Annotated in this window: 18 protein-coding genes; 13 read left to right on the top strand and 5 right to left on the bottom strand. The window is 66.4% G+C overall.

Annotated features, from left to right (window positions below; genetic code table 11):
- Nucleotides 1-141: 141 nt before the first annotated feature.
- The 3 genes from ACSQ3Q_RS03465 to ACSQ3Q_RS03455 all read left to right on the top strand — a co-directional run bounded on the left by ACSQ3Q_RS03465 (nt 142) and on the right by ACSQ3Q_RS03455 (nt 2,861).
- Nucleotides 142-1,551 carry an ethanolamine ammonia-lyase subunit EutB gene (locus ACSQ3Q_RS03465; RefSeq protein ID WP_436133018.1) on the top strand — a complete coding sequence of 470 codons (1,410 nt, stop codon included), beginning with the start codon at nt 142-144 and terminating at the stop codon, nt 1,549-1,551.
- A complete protein-coding gene (gene eutC / locus ACSQ3Q_RS03460; protein WP_436133017.1) occupies nt 1,548-2,327 on the top strand; it encodes an ethanolamine ammonia-lyase subunit EutC in 780 nt (259 codons plus the stop codon). The genes ACSQ3Q_RS03465 and eutC overlap by 4 nt, the downstream gene beginning before the upstream one ends.
- Nucleotides 2,328-2,405: 78 nt before the next feature.
- Nucleotides 2,406-2,861, top strand: coding sequence for a GFA family protein (locus ACSQ3Q_RS03455; protein ID WP_436133016.1), 456 nt, complete (start codon nt 2,406-2,408; stop codon nt 2,859-2,861).
- Nucleotides 2,862-2,968: 107 nt separating this feature from the next.
- Here ACSQ3Q_RS03455 and ACSQ3Q_RS03450 read toward each other — a convergent pair whose 3' ends face one another.
- Entirely contained in the window at nt 2,969-4,087 is a 1,119-nt protein-coding gene (locus ACSQ3Q_RS03450; protein ID WP_436133015.1) for a class I SAM-dependent methyltransferase, read from the bottom strand.
- A gap of 24 nt (nt 4,088-4,111) precedes the next feature.
- Between ACSQ3Q_RS03450 and ACSQ3Q_RS03445 the strand changes: the two genes are divergently transcribed.
- The 7 genes from ACSQ3Q_RS03445 (at nt 4,112) to ACSQ3Q_RS03415 (ending at nt 10,771) form a co-directional block, all read left to right on the top strand.
- Complete coding sequence (locus tag ACSQ3Q_RS03445; protein ID WP_436133014.1) at nt 4,112-4,897, top strand: SDR family oxidoreductase; 786 nt, start codon at nt 4,112-4,114, stop codon at nt 4,895-4,897.
- A 29-nt stretch (nt 4,898-4,926) separates the two neighbouring features.
- On the top strand, nt 4,927-5,301 hold the full coding sequence (locus ACSQ3Q_RS03440) for a dihydroneopterin aldolase (protein ID WP_436133013.1): 375 nt from the start codon (nt 4,927-4,929) through the stop codon (nt 5,299-5,301).
- 48 nt (nt 5,302-5,349) lie between these two features.
- On the top strand, nt 5,350-6,303 hold the full coding sequence (gene ttcA / locus ACSQ3Q_RS03435) for a tRNA 2-thiocytidine(32) synthetase TtcA (RefSeq protein ID WP_436133012.1): 954 nt from the start codon (nt 5,350-5,352) through the stop codon (nt 6,301-6,303).
- A gap of 58 nt (nt 6,304-6,361) precedes the next feature.
- On the top strand, nt 6,362-7,000 hold the full coding sequence (locus tag ACSQ3Q_RS03430) for a DUF4136 domain-containing protein (protein ID WP_436133011.1): 639 nt from the start codon (nt 6,362-6,364) through the stop codon (nt 6,998-7,000).
- A gap of 99 nt (nt 7,001-7,099) precedes the next feature.
- Nucleotides 7,100-7,738: a histidine phosphatase family protein gene (locus ACSQ3Q_RS03425; protein WP_436133010.1), complete on the top strand. Its 639-nt coding sequence runs from the start codon at nt 7,100-7,102 to the stop codon at nt 7,736-7,738.
- A complete protein-coding gene (locus tag ACSQ3Q_RS03420) occupies nt 7,722-8,891 on the top strand; it encodes a DSD1 family PLP-dependent enzyme (RefSeq protein ID WP_436133009.1) in 1,170 nt (389 codons plus the stop codon). The genes ACSQ3Q_RS03425 and ACSQ3Q_RS03420 overlap by 17 nt, the downstream gene beginning before the upstream one ends.
- 38 nt (nt 8,892-8,929) lie before the next feature.
- The gene (locus ACSQ3Q_RS03415) at nt 8,930-10,771 is read left to right on the top strand and encodes a lysoplasmalogenase family protein (protein ID WP_436133008.1); all 1,842 of its coding nucleotides are present in this window, start codon (nt 8,930-8,932) and stop codon (nt 10,769-10,771) included.
- Here ACSQ3Q_RS03415 and ACSQ3Q_RS03410 read toward each other — a convergent pair.
- The 4 genes from ACSQ3Q_RS03410 to ruvA all read right to left on the bottom strand — a co-directional run bounded on the left by ACSQ3Q_RS03410 (nt 10,713) and on the right by ruvA (nt 15,384).
- Complete coding sequence (locus ACSQ3Q_RS03410) at nt 10,713-11,624, bottom strand: hypothetical protein (protein ID WP_436133007.1); 912 nt, start codon at nt 11,622-11,624, stop codon at nt 10,713-10,715. The two genes, ACSQ3Q_RS03415 and ACSQ3Q_RS03410, sit on opposite strands and share 59 nt — an antisense overlap.
- Nucleotides 11,625-11,690: 66 nt before the next feature.
- Nucleotides 11,691-12,752 (bottom strand): Holliday junction branch migration DNA helicase RuvB, encoded by a 1,062-nt coding sequence (ruvB, locus tag ACSQ3Q_RS03405; protein ID WP_436133006.1) that lies wholly within the window; start codon nt 12,750-12,752, stop codon nt 11,691-11,693.
- 39 nt (nt 12,753-12,791) lie between these two features.
- Nucleotides 12,792-14,738: a trypsin-like peptidase domain-containing protein gene (locus tag ACSQ3Q_RS03400; RefSeq protein ID WP_436133005.1), complete on the bottom strand. Its 1,947-nt coding sequence runs from the start codon at nt 14,736-14,738 to the stop codon at nt 12,792-12,794.
- Nucleotides 14,739-14,808: 70 nt separating this feature from the next.
- Nucleotides 14,809-15,384 carry a Holliday junction branch migration protein RuvA gene (gene ruvA / locus ACSQ3Q_RS03395; protein ID WP_436133004.1) on the bottom strand — a complete coding sequence of 192 codons (576 nt, stop codon included), beginning with the start codon at nt 15,382-15,384 and terminating at the stop codon, nt 14,809-14,811.
- A 243-nt stretch (nt 15,385-15,627) separates the two neighbouring features.
- Between ruvA and ACSQ3Q_RS03390 the strand changes: the two genes are divergently transcribed.
- From ACSQ3Q_RS03390 to ACSQ3Q_RS03380, 3 genes are all read left to right on the top strand, one after another.
- The gene (locus tag ACSQ3Q_RS03390) at nt 15,628-16,584 is read left to right on the top strand and encodes a PhoH family protein (RefSeq protein ID WP_436133003.1); all 957 of its coding nucleotides are present in this window, start codon (nt 15,628-15,630) and stop codon (nt 16,582-16,584) included.
- 64 nt (nt 16,585-16,648) lie between these two features.
- Nucleotides 16,649-17,107 carry an rRNA maturation RNase YbeY gene (gene ybeY, locus ACSQ3Q_RS03385; protein ID WP_436133002.1) on the top strand — a complete coding sequence of 153 codons (459 nt, stop codon included), beginning with the start codon at nt 16,649-16,651 and terminating at the stop codon, nt 17,105-17,107.
- A 143-nt stretch (nt 17,108-17,250) separates the two neighbouring features.
- Nucleotides 17,251-17,991, top strand: a complete 741-nt coding sequence (locus ACSQ3Q_RS03380) for a sulfite exporter TauE/SafE family protein (protein ID WP_436133001.1) — start codon at nt 17,251-17,253, stop codon at nt 17,989-17,991.

Genomic DNA, 17,991 nt, shown 5'->3' with positions numbered 1-17,991 from the left:
GCGCCGCTTATTCTGGGAACGACGGTTTTTTCACTTGTTAACAACCAAAACAGCTGAGTACCTGTTGGACGCCGGGCCGGCATGGCGCGCAGGCGCTTGCCCGTGCATCATGGCCACTGGCTCTCACCCCTTTTGCCCACCATGCCTGCGACCTATCACCACACCGTCTGCGGCCAGCGCTGGTCGTTCTGCGACCTGCGCGAGGTGGTGGCCAGGGCCACGCCCGCACGCTCGGGCGACACACTGGCTGGCATCGCGGCCGGCTCGGCGGTGGAGCGCATGGCCGCGCGCATGTGCCTGGCGGATGTGCCATTGCCACGTTTTCTGAGCGAAGCGCTGGTGCCCTACGAAAGCGACGAGGTCACGCGGCTCATCATCGACACGCACGACGCCGCAGCGTTTGCGCCCATCGCCCACCTCACCGTGGGCGCGCTGCGTGACTGGCTATTGGCCGCAGACACGGCCGCCCTGACCGCCGTGGCACCGGGCCTGACGCCCGAGATGGCGGCCGCCGTGAGCAAGCTCATGCGCAACCAGGACCTGATCGCCGTGGCGCGCAACTGCCGGGTGGTCACGCGCTTTCGCAACACCCTCGGATTGCCGGGCCACTTGGCCGTGCGACTGCAGCCCAACCACCCGACCGACGACCTGCGCGGCATCGCGGCGTCGATGGTCGACGGCCTGCTGTACGGCGCGGGCGATGCGGTGATCGGCATCAACCCGGCCACGGACAGCATCACGGCCCTCACGGGGCTGGTGCACATGCTGGACGAGGTGATCACCAAGCTGCAGATCCCCACGCAAGCCTGCGTGCTGACCCACGTGACGAACACGGTGCAGATGATCGAGCAGGGCGCGCCGGTGGACCTGGTGTTCCAGTCCATCGCCGGCACCGAAAAAGCCAACGCCGGCTTCGGCGTGAACCTGGCCCTGCTGCAGGAGGCGCGCGAGGCCGCCCTGTCCCTGAAGCGCGGCATGGACTTTGGCGATGGCCGGGGCAACAACGTGATGTATTTCGAAACCGGCCAGGGCAGCGCGCTGTCGGCCAACGCCCACCACGGCGTGGACCAGCAAACCTGCGAAGCACGTGCCTACGGGGTCGCGCGTGCCTTCTCGCCGCTGCTCACCAACACGGTGGTCGGCTTCATCGGGCCCGAATACCTGTACGACGGCAAGCAGATCATCCGCGCCGGCCTGGAAGACCACTTCTGCGGCAAGCTGCTGGGCGTGCCGCTGGGCTGCGACGTCTGCTACACCAACCATGCCGAGGCCGATTCGGACGACATGGACACGCTGATGACGTTGCTGGGCGTGGCGGGCCTGACCTTCATCATGGGGGTTCCGGGGGCCGACGACATCATGCTCAACTACCAGAGCACCTCGTTCCACGATGCGCTGTACCTACGCGAAGTGCTGGGTTTGAAACGCGCCCCGGAGTTTGAAGCCTGGCTGCAGCGCATGCACCTGGCCGATGGCGCGGGCCGGCTGCTGCCCGCCGCGCAGCAGCAGGCAGCCATTGCGCAGCTGCGGCAGATCGGGATGCAGAGATGAGCGAGTCAGCCCCTGTCACCGGCCCTCTGCCCGACCCCTGGGATGACCTGCGCGCCCACACCGCCGCGCGGCTGGCGCTGGGCCGCGCGGGCACGGCCGTCCCCACGCGCGAGTTGCTCAGCTTTGGCCTGGCCCACGCCCAGGCGCGCGATGCCGTGCACCTGCAGCTCGACGCGGACGCGCTGGCGGCGCAACTCAGGGCGTTGGGCTGCAGCACGCTGCAAGTGGCCAGCGCCGCGCCCGACCGCGCCACCTACCTGCTGCGGCCCGACCTCGGCCGACGGCTGGGCGATGCGGATGCGGAGCGGCTGCGCGGCCTGGGGGATGGCCACACACACTGCGACCTGCTTTTGGTCGTGGCCGACGGGCTCTCGTCCCTGGCCGTCGAACGCAACGCCGTTCCCCTTGTGGAAACCATCCTGCGCACCGCGCCGCAGGGCTGGCGCATCGGCCCCGTGGTCATCGCCACACAGGCCCGCGTGGCGCTGGGGGACGAGGTGGGCGCGCTGCTGGGCGCACGCATGGTCGCGGTGCTGATCGGCGAACGCCCGGGCCTGAGCTCGCCGGACAGCCTGGGCATCTACCTCACCTGGCACCCGCAGGTGGGCCGCAGCGACGCCGAGCGCAACTGCATCTCCAACGTGCGGGCCGAGGGGCTGGCGCCGTCGGCAGCGGCCACGCGCCTGTGGTGGCTGTGCCAGGAGGCCCGGCGCCTGCAGCTCACGGGCGTGCAGCTCAAGGACCACAGCGATGCACTGTCCATCGGCGCCTCATAGACATGCCGTCGCTGCCCTGGCCGGTGGCAAGAGCTTTCCGCTGGTGCCACGGCAGGCCATCCATGAAAATCCGCCGTCATGACCGAAAAAAACCCAGACGATCGCCCTGTCCATCAAGCGGCCTGCCACTGTGGGGCTGTCCGGTTCACTCTGCGATTGTCCAATGGCCTGCGGACCGCGCGGCGGTGCAACTGCTCCTACTGCAGGATGCGCGGGGCGGTGGCGGTCTCGGCGGACCTGGATGACATCCACGTGGCCCAGGGGCAAGAGTCGCTCACGCTCTACCAGTTCAACACGGGCGAGGCCAAGCACTACTTCTGCGCGAAGTGCGGCATCTACACCTTCCACCAGCGCCGCTCCAACCCCCACCAGTACGGAGTCAATGTCGCGTGCATCGAGGGCGTGAGCCCTTTCGATTTTGCAGAGGTTCCGGTTTCCGAGGGCCGAATCCACCCCAAGGACCGTGCCGACGGCGCTTCAGTCACCGCGGGCTGGTTGCGCTATGAAGCCAACCCTCTGGCGCCCGACATTTGAAGCGTCTGCGTGCGGCTGCATGGCTCCAGCTGGACTGGCACCCGCCTTGGCGCTGGAAGAGCAAAAAGGCATGCAGGCGACGGAGCCACACGGCCTGCAGCGCCGCATCACAACCGGTGCGAGCGATCCCCGTGCGCAAACCCCATCGGCTCCCACGGCTCACCCGCGCCCAGGGCCAGCACCTTGAAGAGCTCGCCCATCTCGTGTTCCATGATCAATTTGGCCGCTACCGCACGTTCCAACTGGGGTAGCTGCTCCATTTTTGGGAGCAAACCGCAGTTGATGAGGAAATGCGCCTGCGTGGTGTAGCCCAGCACGTGCAGCCCCGCCTCCTGCGCGGCCAGGGCCATGGCGGTGAAGTTGACGTGGGCGGTGATGTCCTTGCGTCCCACCGCCACCAGCGGGTCGCCGTCGGCCAGGTGGCCCTGGTGGCACATCACGGTGCCCATGTGGCGCTGTGGGTGGTAGTACTCGCTCTCACCAAAACCGTAGTCGAGCAGAAAGGCCGCGCCGCGCACGAGCCGGTCGGCCAGCATGCGGATAAAACCTTCGCCCTGGGCGTGGATCTCGGTCAGGTAGTCCTGCGGGCCTTCGATGTCGACAGGCGGGCGCAGCGCCGTGGGGCGGTCGGCCCAGGCAAAGCTGCCGTCGTCCTCGGCCACCACGCCGCGCTCGTGCCACACCCCGTCTGCGTGGCCGCCGTGGCGGGCCAGCAGTTGCACGGGCATGGCGTCGAGCACCTCGTTGCCGACGATGACGCCGCTGAAGTGGTCGGGCAGTGCATCTACCCATCGCAGCTTGTGCGCATGCGCCGCCAGCCGTGCCTGCTGGCGCGCGCGCAGGCTGCCCGACAGGTCGACGATGGTGTAGCGCTGCACCTGGTCGCCCAGGGCATCCAGCAATTGCAGGGCCAGCGCGCCGGAACCGGCGCCGAATTCCCACACTTCGTCCGTGCCGGTCACCTGCAGAGCCTCGCCGACCTGCACGGCCAGCGTCTGGCCAAACAAGGGCGTGAGTTCGGGCGCGGTCACGAAGTCGCTGCCGGACTGGGGCATGGCGCCAAACTTGGCGCTGTCGTTGGCGTAGTAGCCCAGGCCGGGCCTGTACAGGGCCAGCGCCATGAAGCGGTCAAAGCCGATCCAGCCACCCTCGGCGGCGATGGTCTGGTGGATGTGCGCCGCCAGGGCGGTCGTTAAACTGTCGGGTTCTTGGGTCACGGCCCGCATTGTCCCCCACCCTTCCCCCCCGCCATGACCGCCCCCACCCGCCCCCGCACCGTGCTCGTGACCGGCGCCGCCAAGCGCCTGGGGCGCAGCATTGCGTTGGCACTGGCAGAGGGCGGCTGGCAGGTGGCGGTGCACTACCGCTCGTCCGAGCAGGATGCTATCGAAACAGTAGCTGAATGCGCACGACTATCAAGCGCTAGCGCCCATTTTGGTGCTGATTTTGACGATGAAGCCGCCGTGCGCGGGCTACTGCCCCGGGTGGTGGCGCACTTCGGCAGTGTGGATGCGGTGGTCAACAGCGCTTCGCTGTTCGAACACGACACCGCCCAGACCTTTGGTTTTGCCGCGCTCGAAAAACACCTGCGCAGCAACACCGCCGCCCCCGTGCTGCTGGCGCAGGCGCTGCACCAGCACGTGGGCGAACGCGCGGCGGCCGGCGAGGCCGATGCGCAGGGCGCGGTGGTCAACCTGCTGGACCAGAAGCTCTGGAACCAGAACCCCGACTTCATGAGCTACACGCTGTCCAAGGCCGCGCTGGAAGCCGCGGGCACCATGCTGGCCCTGGCCCTGGCGCCGCGCGTGCGCGTGGTGGGCGTGGCGCCGGGGCTCACGCTCACCAGCCACATGCTGGCAGAGGAGAAGTTCCAGCAGCTGCACGCACTGAGCCCGCTGGGCCGCTCCTCCACGGCTGAGGACGTGGCGAGCGCGGTCAAGTTTGCGTTGGAGAACCGCTCCATCACCGGCACCACACTGCTGGTGGACGGTGGCCAGCACCTGATGAAGTTCGAGCGCGATTTTTCAATGATGTGAGCGCCCGCTCACGACGAAAGCCTTCACCCATGGAACACAACGCCGTTGGCACCCAGATCCTGACCCTGACCGGCCTGCGTTTTGACGCCAACCTGGGCATCCTCTCGCACGAGAAGACCGCCCCCCAGCCCATCCAGGTGGATGCCGAGCTGAGCCTGGGCGTGCAGCCCCTGTCCCCGCGCGACGACGACATCGGCCATGTGCTCGACTACCGCCGCGTGCGCCAGATCATCATCGACGAGTGCACGGCCGAACACGTCAACCTGCTCGAGAGCCTGATCGGCAAGCTCGCCAACCGGCTGATGCAGCTGCCCGGCGTGCTGGGCGTGCGCGTGAAGATCGCCAAGCTGGAGATTTTTGACGACTGCGAAGTGGCGATCCGCGTCGAAACCGGGCAGTGGTGAGCGCAGCGCCCGGGCCCGCCAAAAGGCACCAATGAGACAATCGGCGGCATGAGTACCGTCTGGACAGAAGCCGAAGCCCCCTCCGTTGCCGCCGCCGCGCCGCGCAGCGACGTCAAGATCGAGCGCGAAACCCACAAGCTGGAAAAGCGCCTGTGCCGCGAAGTGGGCAAGGCGATTGTCGACTTCAACATGATCGAAGAAGGCGACAAGGTCATGGTGTGCATGTCCGGCGGCAAGGACAGCTACACCCTGCTGGACATCCTGCTCAAGATGAAGGCCCGCGCGCCCATCCACTTTGACCTGGTGGCCGTGAACCTGGACCAGAAGCAGCCCGGATTCCCCGAGCACATCCTGCCCGAATACCTGGCCACCACCGGCGTCCCGTTCCACATCGAGAACGAGGACACCTATAGCATCGTCAAGAAGCTGATCCCCGAGGGCAAGACCACCTGCAGCCTGTGCAGCCGCCTGCGCCGGGGCATTCTGTACCGCGTGGCCGACGAGCTGGGCTGTACCAAGATCGCGCTGGGCCACCACCGCGACGACATCCTGCAGACGCTGCTGCTCAACATGTTCTTTGGCGGCAAGATGAAGAGCATGCCGCCAAAGTTGGTAAGCGACGACGGCAAGCACGTGGTGATCCGCCCGCTGGCCTATGTGGCCGAGAAGGACACCGCCCGCTGGTCCGCGCACCGCAACTTCCCCATCATCCCGTGCAACCTGTGCGGCAGCCAGGAAAACCTGCAGCGCAAGCAGGTGGGCGAGATGCTGCGCGAATGGGAGAAGAAATTCCCCGGCCGCGTCGAGAACATGTTCAACGCGCTGCAGAACGTCGTGCCCTCGCACCTGCTCGATGCCGGCCTGTACGACTTCAAGAACGCCCGGGCCACGGGCGTGGCCAGCGAAGACGGCGACAAGGCCTTTGACAAGGAAGAGTTCACCGCGCCGTCGCCCTCGCTGCCCGGCGTGGGTGTGGTGCAAGTCGTTCAGTTGTCGTCGTGAACCTCGCGGGCCTGGGCGCACTCTGAGGGGTCTGTTGTCAGTTCAGGAGACCGTCACCATGAAGCGCTGCTTGATCCCCACCACCACCCTGCTGCTGTGCGCAGCGGCCGCCACGCTGGCGGGCTGCAGCACCGGCCCGCGCCTGGTCGAAGGCCAGGTGCAGAGTTTCTCGACCCTGGCGGCCGTGCCCGCGCCCGCCACTTACCGCATCGAGCGTTTGCCTTCGCAGCAGATGCCATCCTTTGCGCCCATCGCGGCGCTGGCAGAGCAGGCCCTCGGCCGGGCCGGCCTGCAGCGCGACGACGCCGCGCCGAAGCTGTTGGCGCAGATCGGCGTGCAGGCCGACACCGTGCCGCGGCGCGATCCTTTTGCGCCCTTCAATGCACCTTATGGCGGCCCTTGGGGCTTTGGCGGCTGGCACGGACGCGGCTGGGGGTTTCATGGCGCCTGGGGCTTTTATGAGCCCACGCCGCTGCACCGCCGCGCCGTCAGCATCGTGCTGCGCGACGCCGCCACGCAGGCCGTGGTGTACGAGACCTCGGCCGTGCACGAAGATGTGTGGGTGGCCGACCCTGGCGTCTACGGCGTGTTGTTCGACGCCGCGCTGACGGGATTTCCGCAGCCGCCGCAAGGCCCGCGGCAAGTGCGGTTGCCCCTGGCCGCGGCGCCTGATGCCGTGCCGGGCGTGGTGCGCTGACCGCACTGCCCCGCACGCCAATCCGTCGCCGCCACAGCTTCTTCGCCGTCCACTTTCAACGACTTTCGACCCACTCACCCACCATCACCCACACGCCGCATGCAAGCCACCCGCATCGTTGCCGTCCGCCACGGAGAAACCGCCTGGAACGTGGACACCCGCATCCAGGGCCACTTGGACATTCCGCTCAACGACACTGGCCTGTGGCAGGCCGAGCAACTGGGCCAGGCGCTGGCGGGCGAGAGTTTTGCCGCCATCTACACCAGCGACCTGAAGCGCGCCCATGCCACCGCACAGGCGGTGCAGCGCACGACGGGCGCGCCACTGTCGACCGTGATCGGGCTGCGTGAGCGCAGCTTTGGGCACTTTCAGGGCCGCACCTGGGCGCAGATCGAGTCGGAAATGCCCGAAGACGCCCTGCGCTGGCGCAAGCGCGACCCAGACTACACGCCCGAGGGTGGCGAGTCGCTGGTCACGCTGCGCGAGCGCGTCGAGCGCACGGTGACGGCCCTGGCCGCACCGCACGCGGGTGAGCAGATCTTGCTGGTGGCGCATGGCGGCGTGCTCGACGTGCTCTACCGCCTGGCCACGCGGCAGGACACCCAGGCGCCGCGCACTTGGCAGCTCTCCAACGCAGCGGTCAACCGGCTGCTGTGGACACCCGACGGCCTGACCCTGGTCGGGTGGGCCGATACCCAACATCTGGACAACGCACAACGCGATGAAGCCCATTCCTGAGATTCTCAAGAGCACCATCGGTCAACGGGTGGACCTGATCGACACGCCCTCCCTGGTCATCGACCTGGACGCCATGGACCGCAACATCCAGCGCATGGCCGACTTTGCGCGCAAGCACCAGGTCCGCTGGCGCCCGCACGCCAAGCTGCACAAGAGTGCGGCCATTGCGCTGCAGTTGCAACGCGCTGGCGCACAAGGCGTGTGCGTGCAGAAAGTCGCCGAGGCCGAGGCCCTGGCCGCGGGCGGCGTGGACGACATCGCCATCACCAACCAGGTGGTCGCCATGCCCAAGCTGCAGCGTGTGGCGCGGCTGGCTGCGCAGCTGGCGGCCGCAGGTGGCCGCCTGGCGATTGCCGTAGACCACCTCCAGGGCGTGGAGCGGCTGGCCGAGGCGATGGCGCAGTTTGGCAGCGACGCGGGCATCGACGTGCTGGTGGAGATCGACGTGGGCCAGGGCCGCTGCGGCGTGCCGCCGGGCGAGGCGGCGGTGCCGCTGGCCCTGGCGGTGTCGCGCAGCCCGCGGCTGCGTTTTGCGGGCCTGCAGGCCTACCATGGCCGCGCCCAGCACCTGGCCAGCACCGTGGGCCGCAAGCAGGCCATTGCTGCCGTGGTGCGCGCCGCTGAACACACGCGCGAGCTGATCGAGGCCGCCGGGCTGCCGGTGCCGCTGGTCACGGGCTCGGGCACCGGCACGCTGGTGCACGAAGCCGCCAGCGGCGTGTTTGGCGAGCTGCAAGCAGGCTCCTTTTTGTTCATGGACGCCGACTACGCGCGCAACGAGCGCGAGCCGGCGCAACCGCAGTTTGAGCATGCGCTGTACGTGAAGACGCAGGTGATCTCGGTGCAAGAGAGCCATGCAGTCTGCGATGCGGGCCACAAGAGCCACGCCATCGACTCAGGACTGCCCACCGTGGCCCTGCTGCCGCCCGAGCTGGCCCTGCGCTACGCCAATGCGGGTGACGAGCACGGCCTGCTCTACGCACAAGGCACCGAAGCCCGCCTGCCCACACTGGGCCAGATGCTGTGGCTGATCCCGGGCCACTGCGACCCGACGGTGAACCTGCACGACTTCATGATCGGCGTGCGCGGCGGCCTGGTGAGTGGCGTCGTGGAGCGGATCATCCGGGTTGATGCCAGGGGCGCCCTGACCTGATTGGGGCAAGAATCGGCGAGAGCTTTCTCCTCGTCGCCATGAGCCCCAGCCAGATCATTGTCCTTGCCACCCCCGTTTTCTTTTTGCTGATCGCCATCGAGCTGGCGATCGGCTACAAGCGCCAGCGCAACACATACCGGCTGGCCGATGCGGTCAGCAGCATCAGCCTGGGGATGCTGAGCCAGACCAGCGCCGTGTTCACGCGGCTGCTGCGTGTGGGCATCTACACCGCGCTGTTCGAGCACGTGGCCCTGTGGCGCAACGATGCGTTCTGGACCAGCCTCCCGGGCTGGCTGCTGGCCCTGGTGTTTTACGACTTTTGCTACTACTGGCTGCACCGCATGGGGCACGAGTCGGCCGTGCTGTGGGCCGCGCACGCGGTGCACCACCAGAGCCAGGACTACAACCTGTCAACCGCGTTGCGCCAGACCAGTTCGGGCGCGCTGCTGGGCTGGGTGTTCTACGTGCCCATGGCGCTGGCGGGAGTGCCACCCTTGGTGTTTGCCGTGGTGGGGCTGATCGATCTGCTCTACCAGTTCTGGGTGCACACCGAACAGGTCGGACGCCTTTCGTGGTTTGACCGCTGGTTTTGCAGCCCCAGCAACCACCGCGTGCACCATGCAGTGAACGACGCCTACCTCGACAAGAACTACGGCGGCATCCTCATCGTGTGGGACCGGCTGTTTGGCACCTTCAAGGACGAGGATGCCCAAGAGAAATGCGTGTACGGCACACGGGGCCTGCTCAACAGCTGGGACCCGCTGTGGGCCAATGCCCAGGTGTATGCGGGCCTGGCGCACGACAGCTGGCATGCGCGCAACTGGCTCGACAAGGTCCGGATATGGCTCAAGCCCCCCGGCTGGCGGCCGGCGGATGTGGCCGAGCGTTTTCCGAAACCCGCCTTCAGCATGGCGCAGATGGTGACCTACCACCCGGCGATGTCGCGCGCGGTGCAATGGTTTGCGCTGGTGCAGTTTGCGCTGATGCTCGCGGGCGTGGCGGCCTTTCTGTGGCAAGCCGACGGCGCGCCGCTGGCCGAGAACGCCATCTGGTTCGCCACGCTGCTGGTGGCCCAGTGGGCGCTGGGCGCGGTGATGCAGGGGCGCATCGGCATGCTGATGGCGCTGATGCTGCAAAGCGGTGCGCTGGCCACGGCCACCAGCGCGCTGGGGTTTGTGCAGTGGCATTGGTTGTTCAAACCATTGACCATGGTGTTTGCTATTATTTTGGTAGCACATAGCGCTCATACATCAAGCGCTGGAGGCCTATTTAACTCAAAAACACGCTGGCTGCTGGGTGCTGCGCTGGCCGGGTCGCTGGTGGGCGATGTGTTCCTGATGGTCGAGGGTTACTTCATCCCCGGGCTGGTCAGCTTTCTGGTGGCGCACCTGTTTTACGTGGCGCTGTTCAAGCAGGGCCAACAGTGGTTTCCGCACCGCGGCGCGCTGGTGGGTACGCTGGGCGTTGGCGTGGCGATGTACGCCTTTTTGTGGGCGGGCGGGCTGCCCGCCGCGCTGCGTGCGCCGGTGGCGGCCTACGTGCTGGTGATTGCCCTCATGGCCGCACAGGCCATCGGGCGGGCCACCGTGCTGCGCGACGCATCTTCACTGCTGGTGGCCATCGGCGCCGGGTTCTTCATGCTCAGCGACTCCCTGCTGGCCACCCACCGCTTTGTCTCGCCCTTGCCGCTGTCGCAGGTGTGGGTGCTGGCGACGTATTACGCGGCGCAGGCGCTGATCGTGGCGGGAGTGCTCAAGTCTGCAGCGGCGTGGGTGCCTGAGCACAGAGCACAGGACTTCTCCTACCCGCCGGTCGCCGGAGCTACCGCGACCACGAGCGGGCCAGCGCTGCAGACGGAACATACGCCGCAGCCGCAATAAACAGCACGCCGGCCAGGGTGAACGAGCCGGCGCTCAGCAGCCACAGCAGCGTGTCGGCGTTGTACCAGCCAGGGCGTGCCTGCAGCAGGGCGAGCATGGGCGTTTCCTGCACCGCAATAAGACTTCGCCCCGCGGCGTAGTGGTACACGGCGCCTCCCAACGCCCAGAACCCGGTCAGTACCAGCGCGACGCCATAGAACGCATACCCGGTGCGCCAGCGTTTGATGGTGCCTGCCGTGCACCACACGCCCAGGCAGAAAGCCAGCACAGCACCGGCCAGCCACCAGCCCTGCAGGCGGTCGCTGGCGGCAGGCAGCAGCCAGTGCCAAGCCCAGGGCAAAGGCGTGAGCAACCATTCCGATTGCGGACCCAGCCCCGGCCAGCGCTGCACAGGCAGGTCCATGGAGAAGCTCGGCCTGTCCACCATCGACAGGACGAACGTCACAGGCACCAGCGCGGCAAACACGACATAAGCGCTGCCGCGCCACACGAGCAGGCGGCGCGACCACACGGCAGGGGTCCCGTCGCGCTGGTCGCAGTCGATCAAGTGCGACGCCAGGGCCACCGCCAACGCCAGTTCGGCCACGGCACCGCACACGGCCACGCGGCCGCGCAGGTCGGCAAAGCCTTCCAGCACGAACACGGAGAGCTGGCCGTACACGAGTGCGCCCAGCGCATGCAACGCCACCGTACCCGCGGCCAATGTCAGTGCGCACGACCGAAGGAATTGCTGCTCTGGCGTGATCGCTGGCCCCGCTGAACCGGCCCAGCCGCGCGCAGCGCGCGCACGGGCGTCTGCGCGGAGTTGGCGGCGGCGGTCGTTCTTCTTAGACGGTTTGCGCGGTGATGCCATGGCAGCTTTGCGTGGCCTTGGCGGCGACGCGCAAGACGGGGATTCGGGTAGGTGAAAGGAAACCTGTCAGGCCCCGAAGAGCCCCGGCGCCCCGGCGCTGGGCGGCGTAACACCCAGGTGCCGAAACGCCGCCAGGGTGGCAATACGCCCGCGCGGCGTGCGCTGCAGAAAGCCCTGCTGGATGAGGTAAGGCTCGATCACATCTTCGATGGTGCCGGCCTCCTCGCCAATGCTGGCCGCAATGTTGTCGAGCCCCACGGGGCCGCCGTCAAAGCGGTGGATCACGGCCTCGAGCAGCTTGCGGTCCATCACGTCAAAACCCTGAGGGTCCACATCCAGCATGGCCAGCGCCTTGTCGGCTATGGGCTTGGTGATATGGCCATCGCCCTTGACCTCGGCATAGTCGCGCACGCGCCGCAGCAGCCGGTTGGCAATGCGCGGCGTGCCCCGCGAACGCCGGGCAATCTCGAATCCGCCCTCGTCGTCCATGGGCGCATTGAGCAGGCCCGCGCTGCGCTTGACGATGCGCGCAAGCTCTTCAGCCGTGTAGAACTCCAGCCGCGCCACGATGCCAAAACGGTCGCGCAGCGGATTGGTGAGCATGCCCGCGCGTGTGGTGGCGCCCACCAGCGTGAACGGCTGCAGGTCGAGCTTGATGCTGCGCGCGGCCGGCCCCTCGCCGATCATGATGTCGATCTGGTAGTCCTCCAGCGCCGGGTAGAGGATTTCCTCGACCACGGGCGAGAGGCGGTGGATCTCGTCGATGAAAAGAACGTCGTTCTTCTCCAGGTTGGTCAGCAGCGCGGCCAGGTCCTTGGGCTTTTCAAGCACCGGCCCGCTGGTCTGGCGCAGGTTCACCCCCAACTCGGCCGCGATGATGTGCGACAGCGTGGTCTTGCCCAGCCCCGGCGGGCCAAAGAGCAGCACATGGTCCAGCGCCTCGCCGCGCTTCTTCGCCGCCCCGATGAAGATCTCCAGCTGCTCGCGCGCCTTGGCCTGGCCCACGTACTCCTGCAGCAGCTTGGGGCGCAGCGCGCGCTCAATGGCTTCTTCTTGCGGAGAGGCCGGGGCGGCGGAGATGACCCGTTTGGTGGGCGCAGGGGCGAAGTCGTCGGTTTGGATGGTCATGCGGTCGTCAGACGCGAGGCAAGCAGGGCACGCGGTGCATTAAAGGCTGGTCCACGCGTAGTACATCGGGCCTTCGTAGCGGAAGTCCTTGTGCACTTGGATCACAAAGTCGCGCTCGGCCGCACTGATGGTGTAGAAGTGCGCCCCGGTCTTGTCGTTGTAGAACCGGAATATCGGAGACGCTCCGTTGCCTGCATTGGTCTGTGCGTACCAGCTGACCACCTCGTAGCGGAACTGCGGGAAGTTCGCAATTACATAGTCTCGTTCCGCAGCGCTTCCAGAATAGAAATGTGCGCCCGATGTGGCGTTGTAAAAGCGGAAAACGGGGTCCTTGCCGGAGCTGGCATCCGCGTACGCATAGAACGCAATGTTCTCGTACCCGAACTCTGGAAATGTGCGTATGACGTAGTCGCGCTCTGACGGACTGGCTGTGTAGAAGTGGGCACCCGTTTTGCCGTTGTAGAAGCGATAAACCGCAGTACGTGCCGCTGTCGCCGCGCCGCTGGCCAGCCAATTCTTGAGCGCTGCGTTGTACGCGACGTCAAAGCGGCCATAGAACTCGGGGGACGCAATGGAGGTACAGCTGGCGCTGCCGCCATACAGCGTGCCGACAACATGCGTCCCTCCTTTGAACAGGGCAGATCCGCTGCTGCCACCCTCGGTGGTTCCCTGGCTCCAGTTCACGCGGTAGTAGTTCCCCGTCGTGCCGCTGCATTGGAACTGAGTGCCCCCAGCCGTGGTACATGTGGAGAGGCTGTTCAGCGTGCCGAAGCTGGCTTTCAGCAGATCGCCCCTGGGATGGTGGAGGCCCACCACTGATGCACCGATGGCTTGCGTACCAGCGTCCCAGCCGGCAAAGAAAGCGCCCGCCGGGGGCGTGTCGTTGAGCCGGAGAAATACCGTGTCAGTGGTGTCGGATGCATACAGCAGCGTGGCGCCGTTGACCCGCTTGGCTGTCGTGCTCGACAGCGTTCGCGAGTTGCAGGTAGGTGCGCGATAGAACCAGTCGGTCTGCAAGGTCGACGCCTCTGCCTGGGTGGAGATGCAATGGTTGGCACTCAGAAAATAAGGTGTTCCCGAGGATTGGCTGTCGTTGAGCAGTGTCCCGGTGCAAACATAGGTGCTGGCCCCAGACGTAAAAATCATGCGCGCAACGGCGTTGCGCTGACTTGCATACGTTTCGTAGCAGCTCGCATCCAATTGGCAGGAAGCGGACTCGTTGATTTTGGTGGATTGCAGCTCTTCATCTGTGGGGATGGAGAGGTTTTCAAAGATGTGCGAAACACGGGGCACCGATATATCGACCGTGCCTGTAGGCGTGCCCGGCGGCAACTCCACCTCCAGCGTGACCTCATTCGATCCAAGATCGGGGGTCCACCAAGTCTGGCCATCGACACCGGTTTCGCCGGCTTGGATGTTGCGCTGGATGCGCTGAAGGATGTCTTGGCCCGAGGTCTGGAACACCGTGTCGGCCTTGGCTTGGCTGTAGACGCGCAACTGCGCACTGCCGGGCAGCTGCTTGACAACCACACCCAGACGCAAGCCATGTGCGCCATCTGCCACGAAACTAATGGCCGCCACTTGGCCACCGGTCGCCGAAGGCTTCCATTTCAGCTGCTGCAGGGTCGACGCAGAATCTTTGGTCGCACTCACGTCGCGCGCGGCACCCACCTGCCGCGGTCCGACAGCCGACGCCATCGCCGAGGTCTTCGCCTGCGCCAGCTCGCCCAGAACGACCCGTGCGGGTTTCGGCACATCCAAGACACTGCGCGACTTGATGCTGGCTACACCCTGGTCTGTACTCACAGGCTGCACCCAGCCGTCCACTTTGGTAATGGCCGGCGCTTGGCCTGAGGCCACCGTACCGCCGTCCTGGCTACCGCCGCACCCTGCGAGAAGGAGCATCGCTCCAATGAACGATACGACCCCACGCGCGAAAAAGCTTTTTTCCATTTTTTCCTCACTGCTATCGATCAGGTCATGCATCGACCCACAGGCCACTGACCCATCCACCTTCCGGGCGGGACAGCCCGGGGCCTCATCAACCAACGAAACGCTACCTCGCCAACGCCTTCAGCGCCAACTTGATCCCATCACTCACCCCCACCTCTGCAGGCAATGCCTTAAGCGCCGCCGCAGCTTCCTTGTCGTTGTACCCCAACGCAAGCAGCGCCTGGAGGATATCCGCCTGGGCATCGCTGGTCGCTGCGCCGGGGGTCGCCCCCATGTCGGCGCCCAGTTTGCCTTTGAGCTCCAGCAGCAGGCGCTCGGCCGTCTTCTTGCCGATGCCGGGCACCTTCACCAGACGCCCCGCCTCCTGCAGCGAAATCGCCTGTGCCAGATCAGTCACCCCCATCCCCGAAAGAACGGACAGCGCCGTGCGCGGGCCCACTCCGGAGATCTTGATCAGCTCGCGAAAGGCTTGGCGCTCAGGGGCGGTGGCGAAACCATACAGCAGTTGCGCATCCTCCCGCACAATGAACTGGGTGAGCAGGCTCACGCGCTCGCCCACTGCCGGCAGGTTGTAGAACGTGCTCATGGGCACGTTCACCTCGTACCCCACGCCGTGGCAGTCCAGCAGCACTTCGGGGGGATTCTTCTCCAGCAGGGTGCCGGTCAATTTGCCTATCATTGATGTCCTTTGCCGGCGCCTGGCCCAGACGCGGCGCTGTCTTACTATCCATTGCCCGGGCGCCTGTAAAGCTGTGAATCCATCCGCCATGTCCACTCGCCGCGCCCAGCTTTGCCTGCCCGCCGTTGTAAATGCGCGCCCAAGCCCAAACTATGGCCGTGCCTTGCACTGCAATCGACCGCATTGCGGCCGCCCTCGGGGCACTGCACGGCGCATTCACACCTTCAGACTGGAATTATCCGCGTGATCCTGCGCCACACCTTCGCCCCCCACAACAACACCCGGCTCACGAACCTCTGTGGCCCGTCTGATGCGCACCTGCGGACCATCGAAATCGCGCTGCAGGTGAGCATTGCCCACCGGCACGAGCAGTTCAAGGTCGACGGCCCCAAGGCCAAGGCCACGCAGGCCATGGAACTGCTGCAGGCGCTGTATGAAATCGCCGACCGGCCTGTCACCGAGGACTACCTGCAGCTCATGCTCGCGGGCGACACGGCGCTGGTGGAGGCGCCCGAGGGTGCCATCGTGCTCAACACCCGCCGCGCCGATCTGCGCGGCCGCACGCCCACGCAGAGCCTGTACCTTGAAAACATCGCCAGCCACGACATCACCTTCGGCATCGGCCCGGCGGGCACCGGCAAGACCTACCTCGCTGTCGCCAGTGCGGTGGATGCGCTCGAACGCAGTGCCGTGCAGCGCATCGTCCTGACCCGCCCGGCGGTGGAGGCGGGCGAGCGGCTGGGCTTCCTGCCCGGCGACCTGGCACAAAAGGTGGACCCGTACCTGCGCCCGCTGTACGACGCGCTGTACGAACTGATGGGCTACGACAAGGTGATGAAGGCGTTTGAGCGCAATGCGCTCGAGATCGCGCCGCTGGCCTTCATGCGCGGCCGCACGCTGAACAACGCGTTTGTGATCCTGGACGAAGCGCAGAACACCACGCCCGAGCAGATGAAGATGTTCCTCACCCGCATCGGCTTTGGCGCCAAGGCCGTGGTCACCGGCGACGTAAGCCAGATCGACCTGCCCAAGGGTTCGATGAGCGGCCTGATCGATGCCGAGCGGGTGCTCAAACGGACCAAGGGCATCTCCATCACCCGCTTCACCACCGCCGACGTGGTGCGCCACCCCTTGGTCGCACGCATCGTGGACGCTTACGACGCACCGCGGCGCGCACCGGCTTCGCGCGGTCGGGAGTGATGCTCCTTTTTTGATAGCTATCAGCGCTTATATATCAAGCGCTAGCGGCCAAAAATAACCAAAAATGCCCCTCAACCAACTCTCCCTGTCGCTGCAGTTCGGCCGCTTTGACGAACTGGCAGCCCACCGGGCCGCACTGCCCCGCCACAAAGTGGCCCGCTGGATTCGCCACGCCCTGGCGACTGACGCCGAGATCACCGTTCGCATCGTTGGCACCGACGAGGGCCAGCAGCTCAACCGCGAGTACCGCAAGAAGGACTACGCCACCAACGTGCTCACCTTCGATTACACGCAAGAGCCCGTGGTGACGGCGGACCTGGTGCTGTGCGCACCGGTGATCGAGCGCGAGGCCAATGAGCAAAACAAGACCCTGGAAGAGCACTACGCCCACATGCTGGTGCACGGCGCGCTGCATGCGCAGGGCTGGGACCACGAGACCAGCGCCCAGGACGCCGACGAGATGGAAGCGTACGAAACCGACATCCTGCGCGAGCTAGGATTTGAAGACCCGTACGCCAAGTAGCCGCTGCCAGACGGTCCCCAGCCGCACATCTATCCAACCTTTTTCCGCTCTAATCCGCGCCGGAAACCGGACTCTGCGCACCTAAGATCGAGCCAATCCAATGACAAGACCCCGGCCGCGGTGACGCGCCCACGGGGGGAGACATGCTCGACACCGCCCTGCTGCTCACCGCCGCCTTCCTGGCCGGCGCCCTCAACGCCGTTGCCGGAGGCGGCAGCTTCCTGACCCTGCCGGCCCTCGTCTTTACCGGCGTGCCGCCGGTGGTGGCCAATGCCACCGGCACCGTGGCGCTGCTGCCGGGCTACATCGCGGGCGCCTGGGGATTCCGAGAGGACACATCCCCACCGCCGGGCTTGTCGATGCGGCTGCTGGTGGTGCTCTCGCTCATCGGCGGCGCGGCCGGGGCGGCGCTGCTACTGGTCACCCCCGACGCCACCTTCCGCCGCGTGGTGCCGTGGCTGCTGCTGGCGGCCACGGCGCTGTTTGCGTTCGGGCCGCAGTTGCGCCTGCGGCTCGCGGGCGGCAAGCCGTCCACAGCCTGGGCCACCGTGGGTGTGCTGGCGGTGGCGGCGTATGGCGGGTACTTCAACGGCGGGCTGGGCATCTTGCTGCTGGCGTTGTTCGGCCTCCTGGGGCAGACCCACCTCCATGCCATGAATGGCCTGAAAAACTGGGTGTCAGCGCTGCTCACCGCGATGGCAGTGGTGATCTACGCCGCCGGCGGTGTGGTGCTGTGGCCCCAGGCGCTGTGGATGATGGTGGCCGCCACGGCCGGTGGCTACGGCGGCGCGCGGGTGGCGCGGCGCATTCCGGCGCACTGGCTGCGCTGGGGCATCGTGGCCACCGGGCTTGTGATGGCGGGCTTGTTCTTCCTGCGTGGCTGA

It is taken from the genome of Acidovorax sp. LjRoot129 (genome assembly GCF_964253765.1).
Lineage (GTDB): Bacteria > Pseudomonadota > Gammaproteobacteria > Burkholderiales > Burkholderiaceae_C > Acidovorax.
The sequence above is the reverse complement of the archived record's forward strand: the minus strand, read 5'-3'. Positions and strand labels throughout refer to the sequence as shown.

Excerpts from the sequence above, each read along its gene's own strand:
- ACSQ3Q_RS03465 (WP_436133018.1), top strand. The coding sequence starts at position 142 with ATGCCTGCGACCTATCACCACACCGTCTGCGGCCAGCGCTGGTCGTTC.
- eutC (WP_436133017.1), top strand. The coding sequence starts at position 1,548 with ATGAGCGAGTCAGCCCCTGTCACCGGCCCTCTGCCCGACCCCTGGGAT.
- ACSQ3Q_RS03455 (WP_436133016.1), top strand. The coding sequence starts at position 2,406 with ATGACCGAAAAAAACCCAGACGATCGCCCTGTCCATCAAGCGGCCTGC.
- ACSQ3Q_RS03450 (WP_436133015.1), bottom strand. The coding sequence starts at position 4,087 with ATGCGGGCCGTGACCCAAGAACCCGACAGTTTAACGACCGCCCTGGCG.
- ACSQ3Q_RS03445 (WP_436133014.1), top strand. The coding sequence starts at position 4,112 with ATGACCGCCCCCACCCGCCCCCGCACCGTGCTCGTGACCGGCGCCGCC.
- ACSQ3Q_RS03440 (WP_436133013.1), top strand. The coding sequence starts at position 4,927 with ATGGAACACAACGCCGTTGGCACCCAGATCCTGACCCTGACCGGCCTG.
- ttcA (WP_436133012.1), top strand. The coding sequence starts at position 5,350 with ATGAGTACCGTCTGGACAGAAGCCGAAGCCCCCTCCGTTGCCGCCGCC.
- ACSQ3Q_RS03430 (WP_436133011.1), top strand. The coding sequence starts at position 6,362 with ATGAAGCGCTGCTTGATCCCCACCACCACCCTGCTGCTGTGCGCAGCG.
- ACSQ3Q_RS03425 (WP_436133010.1), top strand. The coding sequence starts at position 7,100 with ATGCAAGCCACCCGCATCGTTGCCGTCCGCCACGGAGAAACCGCCTGG.
- ACSQ3Q_RS03420 (WP_436133009.1), top strand. The coding sequence starts at position 7,722 with ATGAAGCCCATTCCTGAGATTCTCAAGAGCACCATCGGTCAACGGGTG.
- ACSQ3Q_RS03415 (WP_436133008.1), top strand. The coding sequence starts at position 8,930 with ATGAGCCCCAGCCAGATCATTGTCCTTGCCACCCCCGTTTTCTTTTTG.
- ACSQ3Q_RS03410 (WP_436133007.1), bottom strand. The coding sequence starts at position 11,624 with ATGGCATCACCGCGCAAACCGTCTAAGAAGAACGACCGCCGCCGCCAA.
- ruvB (WP_436133006.1), bottom strand. The coding sequence starts at position 12,752 with ATGACCATCCAAACCGACGACTTCGCCCCTGCGCCCACCAAACGGGTC.
- ACSQ3Q_RS03400 (WP_436133005.1), bottom strand. The coding sequence starts at position 14,738 with ATGCATGACCTGATCGATAGCAGTGAGGAAAAAATGGAAAAAAGCTTT.
- ruvA (WP_436133004.1), bottom strand. The coding sequence starts at position 15,384 with ATGATAGGCAAATTGACCGGCACCCTGCTGGAGAAGAATCCCCCCGAA.
- ybeY (WP_436133002.1), top strand. The coding sequence starts at position 16,649 with ATGCCCCTCAACCAACTCTCCCTGTCGCTGCAGTTCGGCCGCTTTGAC.
- ACSQ3Q_RS03380 (WP_436133001.1), top strand. The coding sequence starts at position 17,251 with ATGCTCGACACCGCCCTGCTGCTCACCGCCGCCTTCCTGGCCGGCGCC.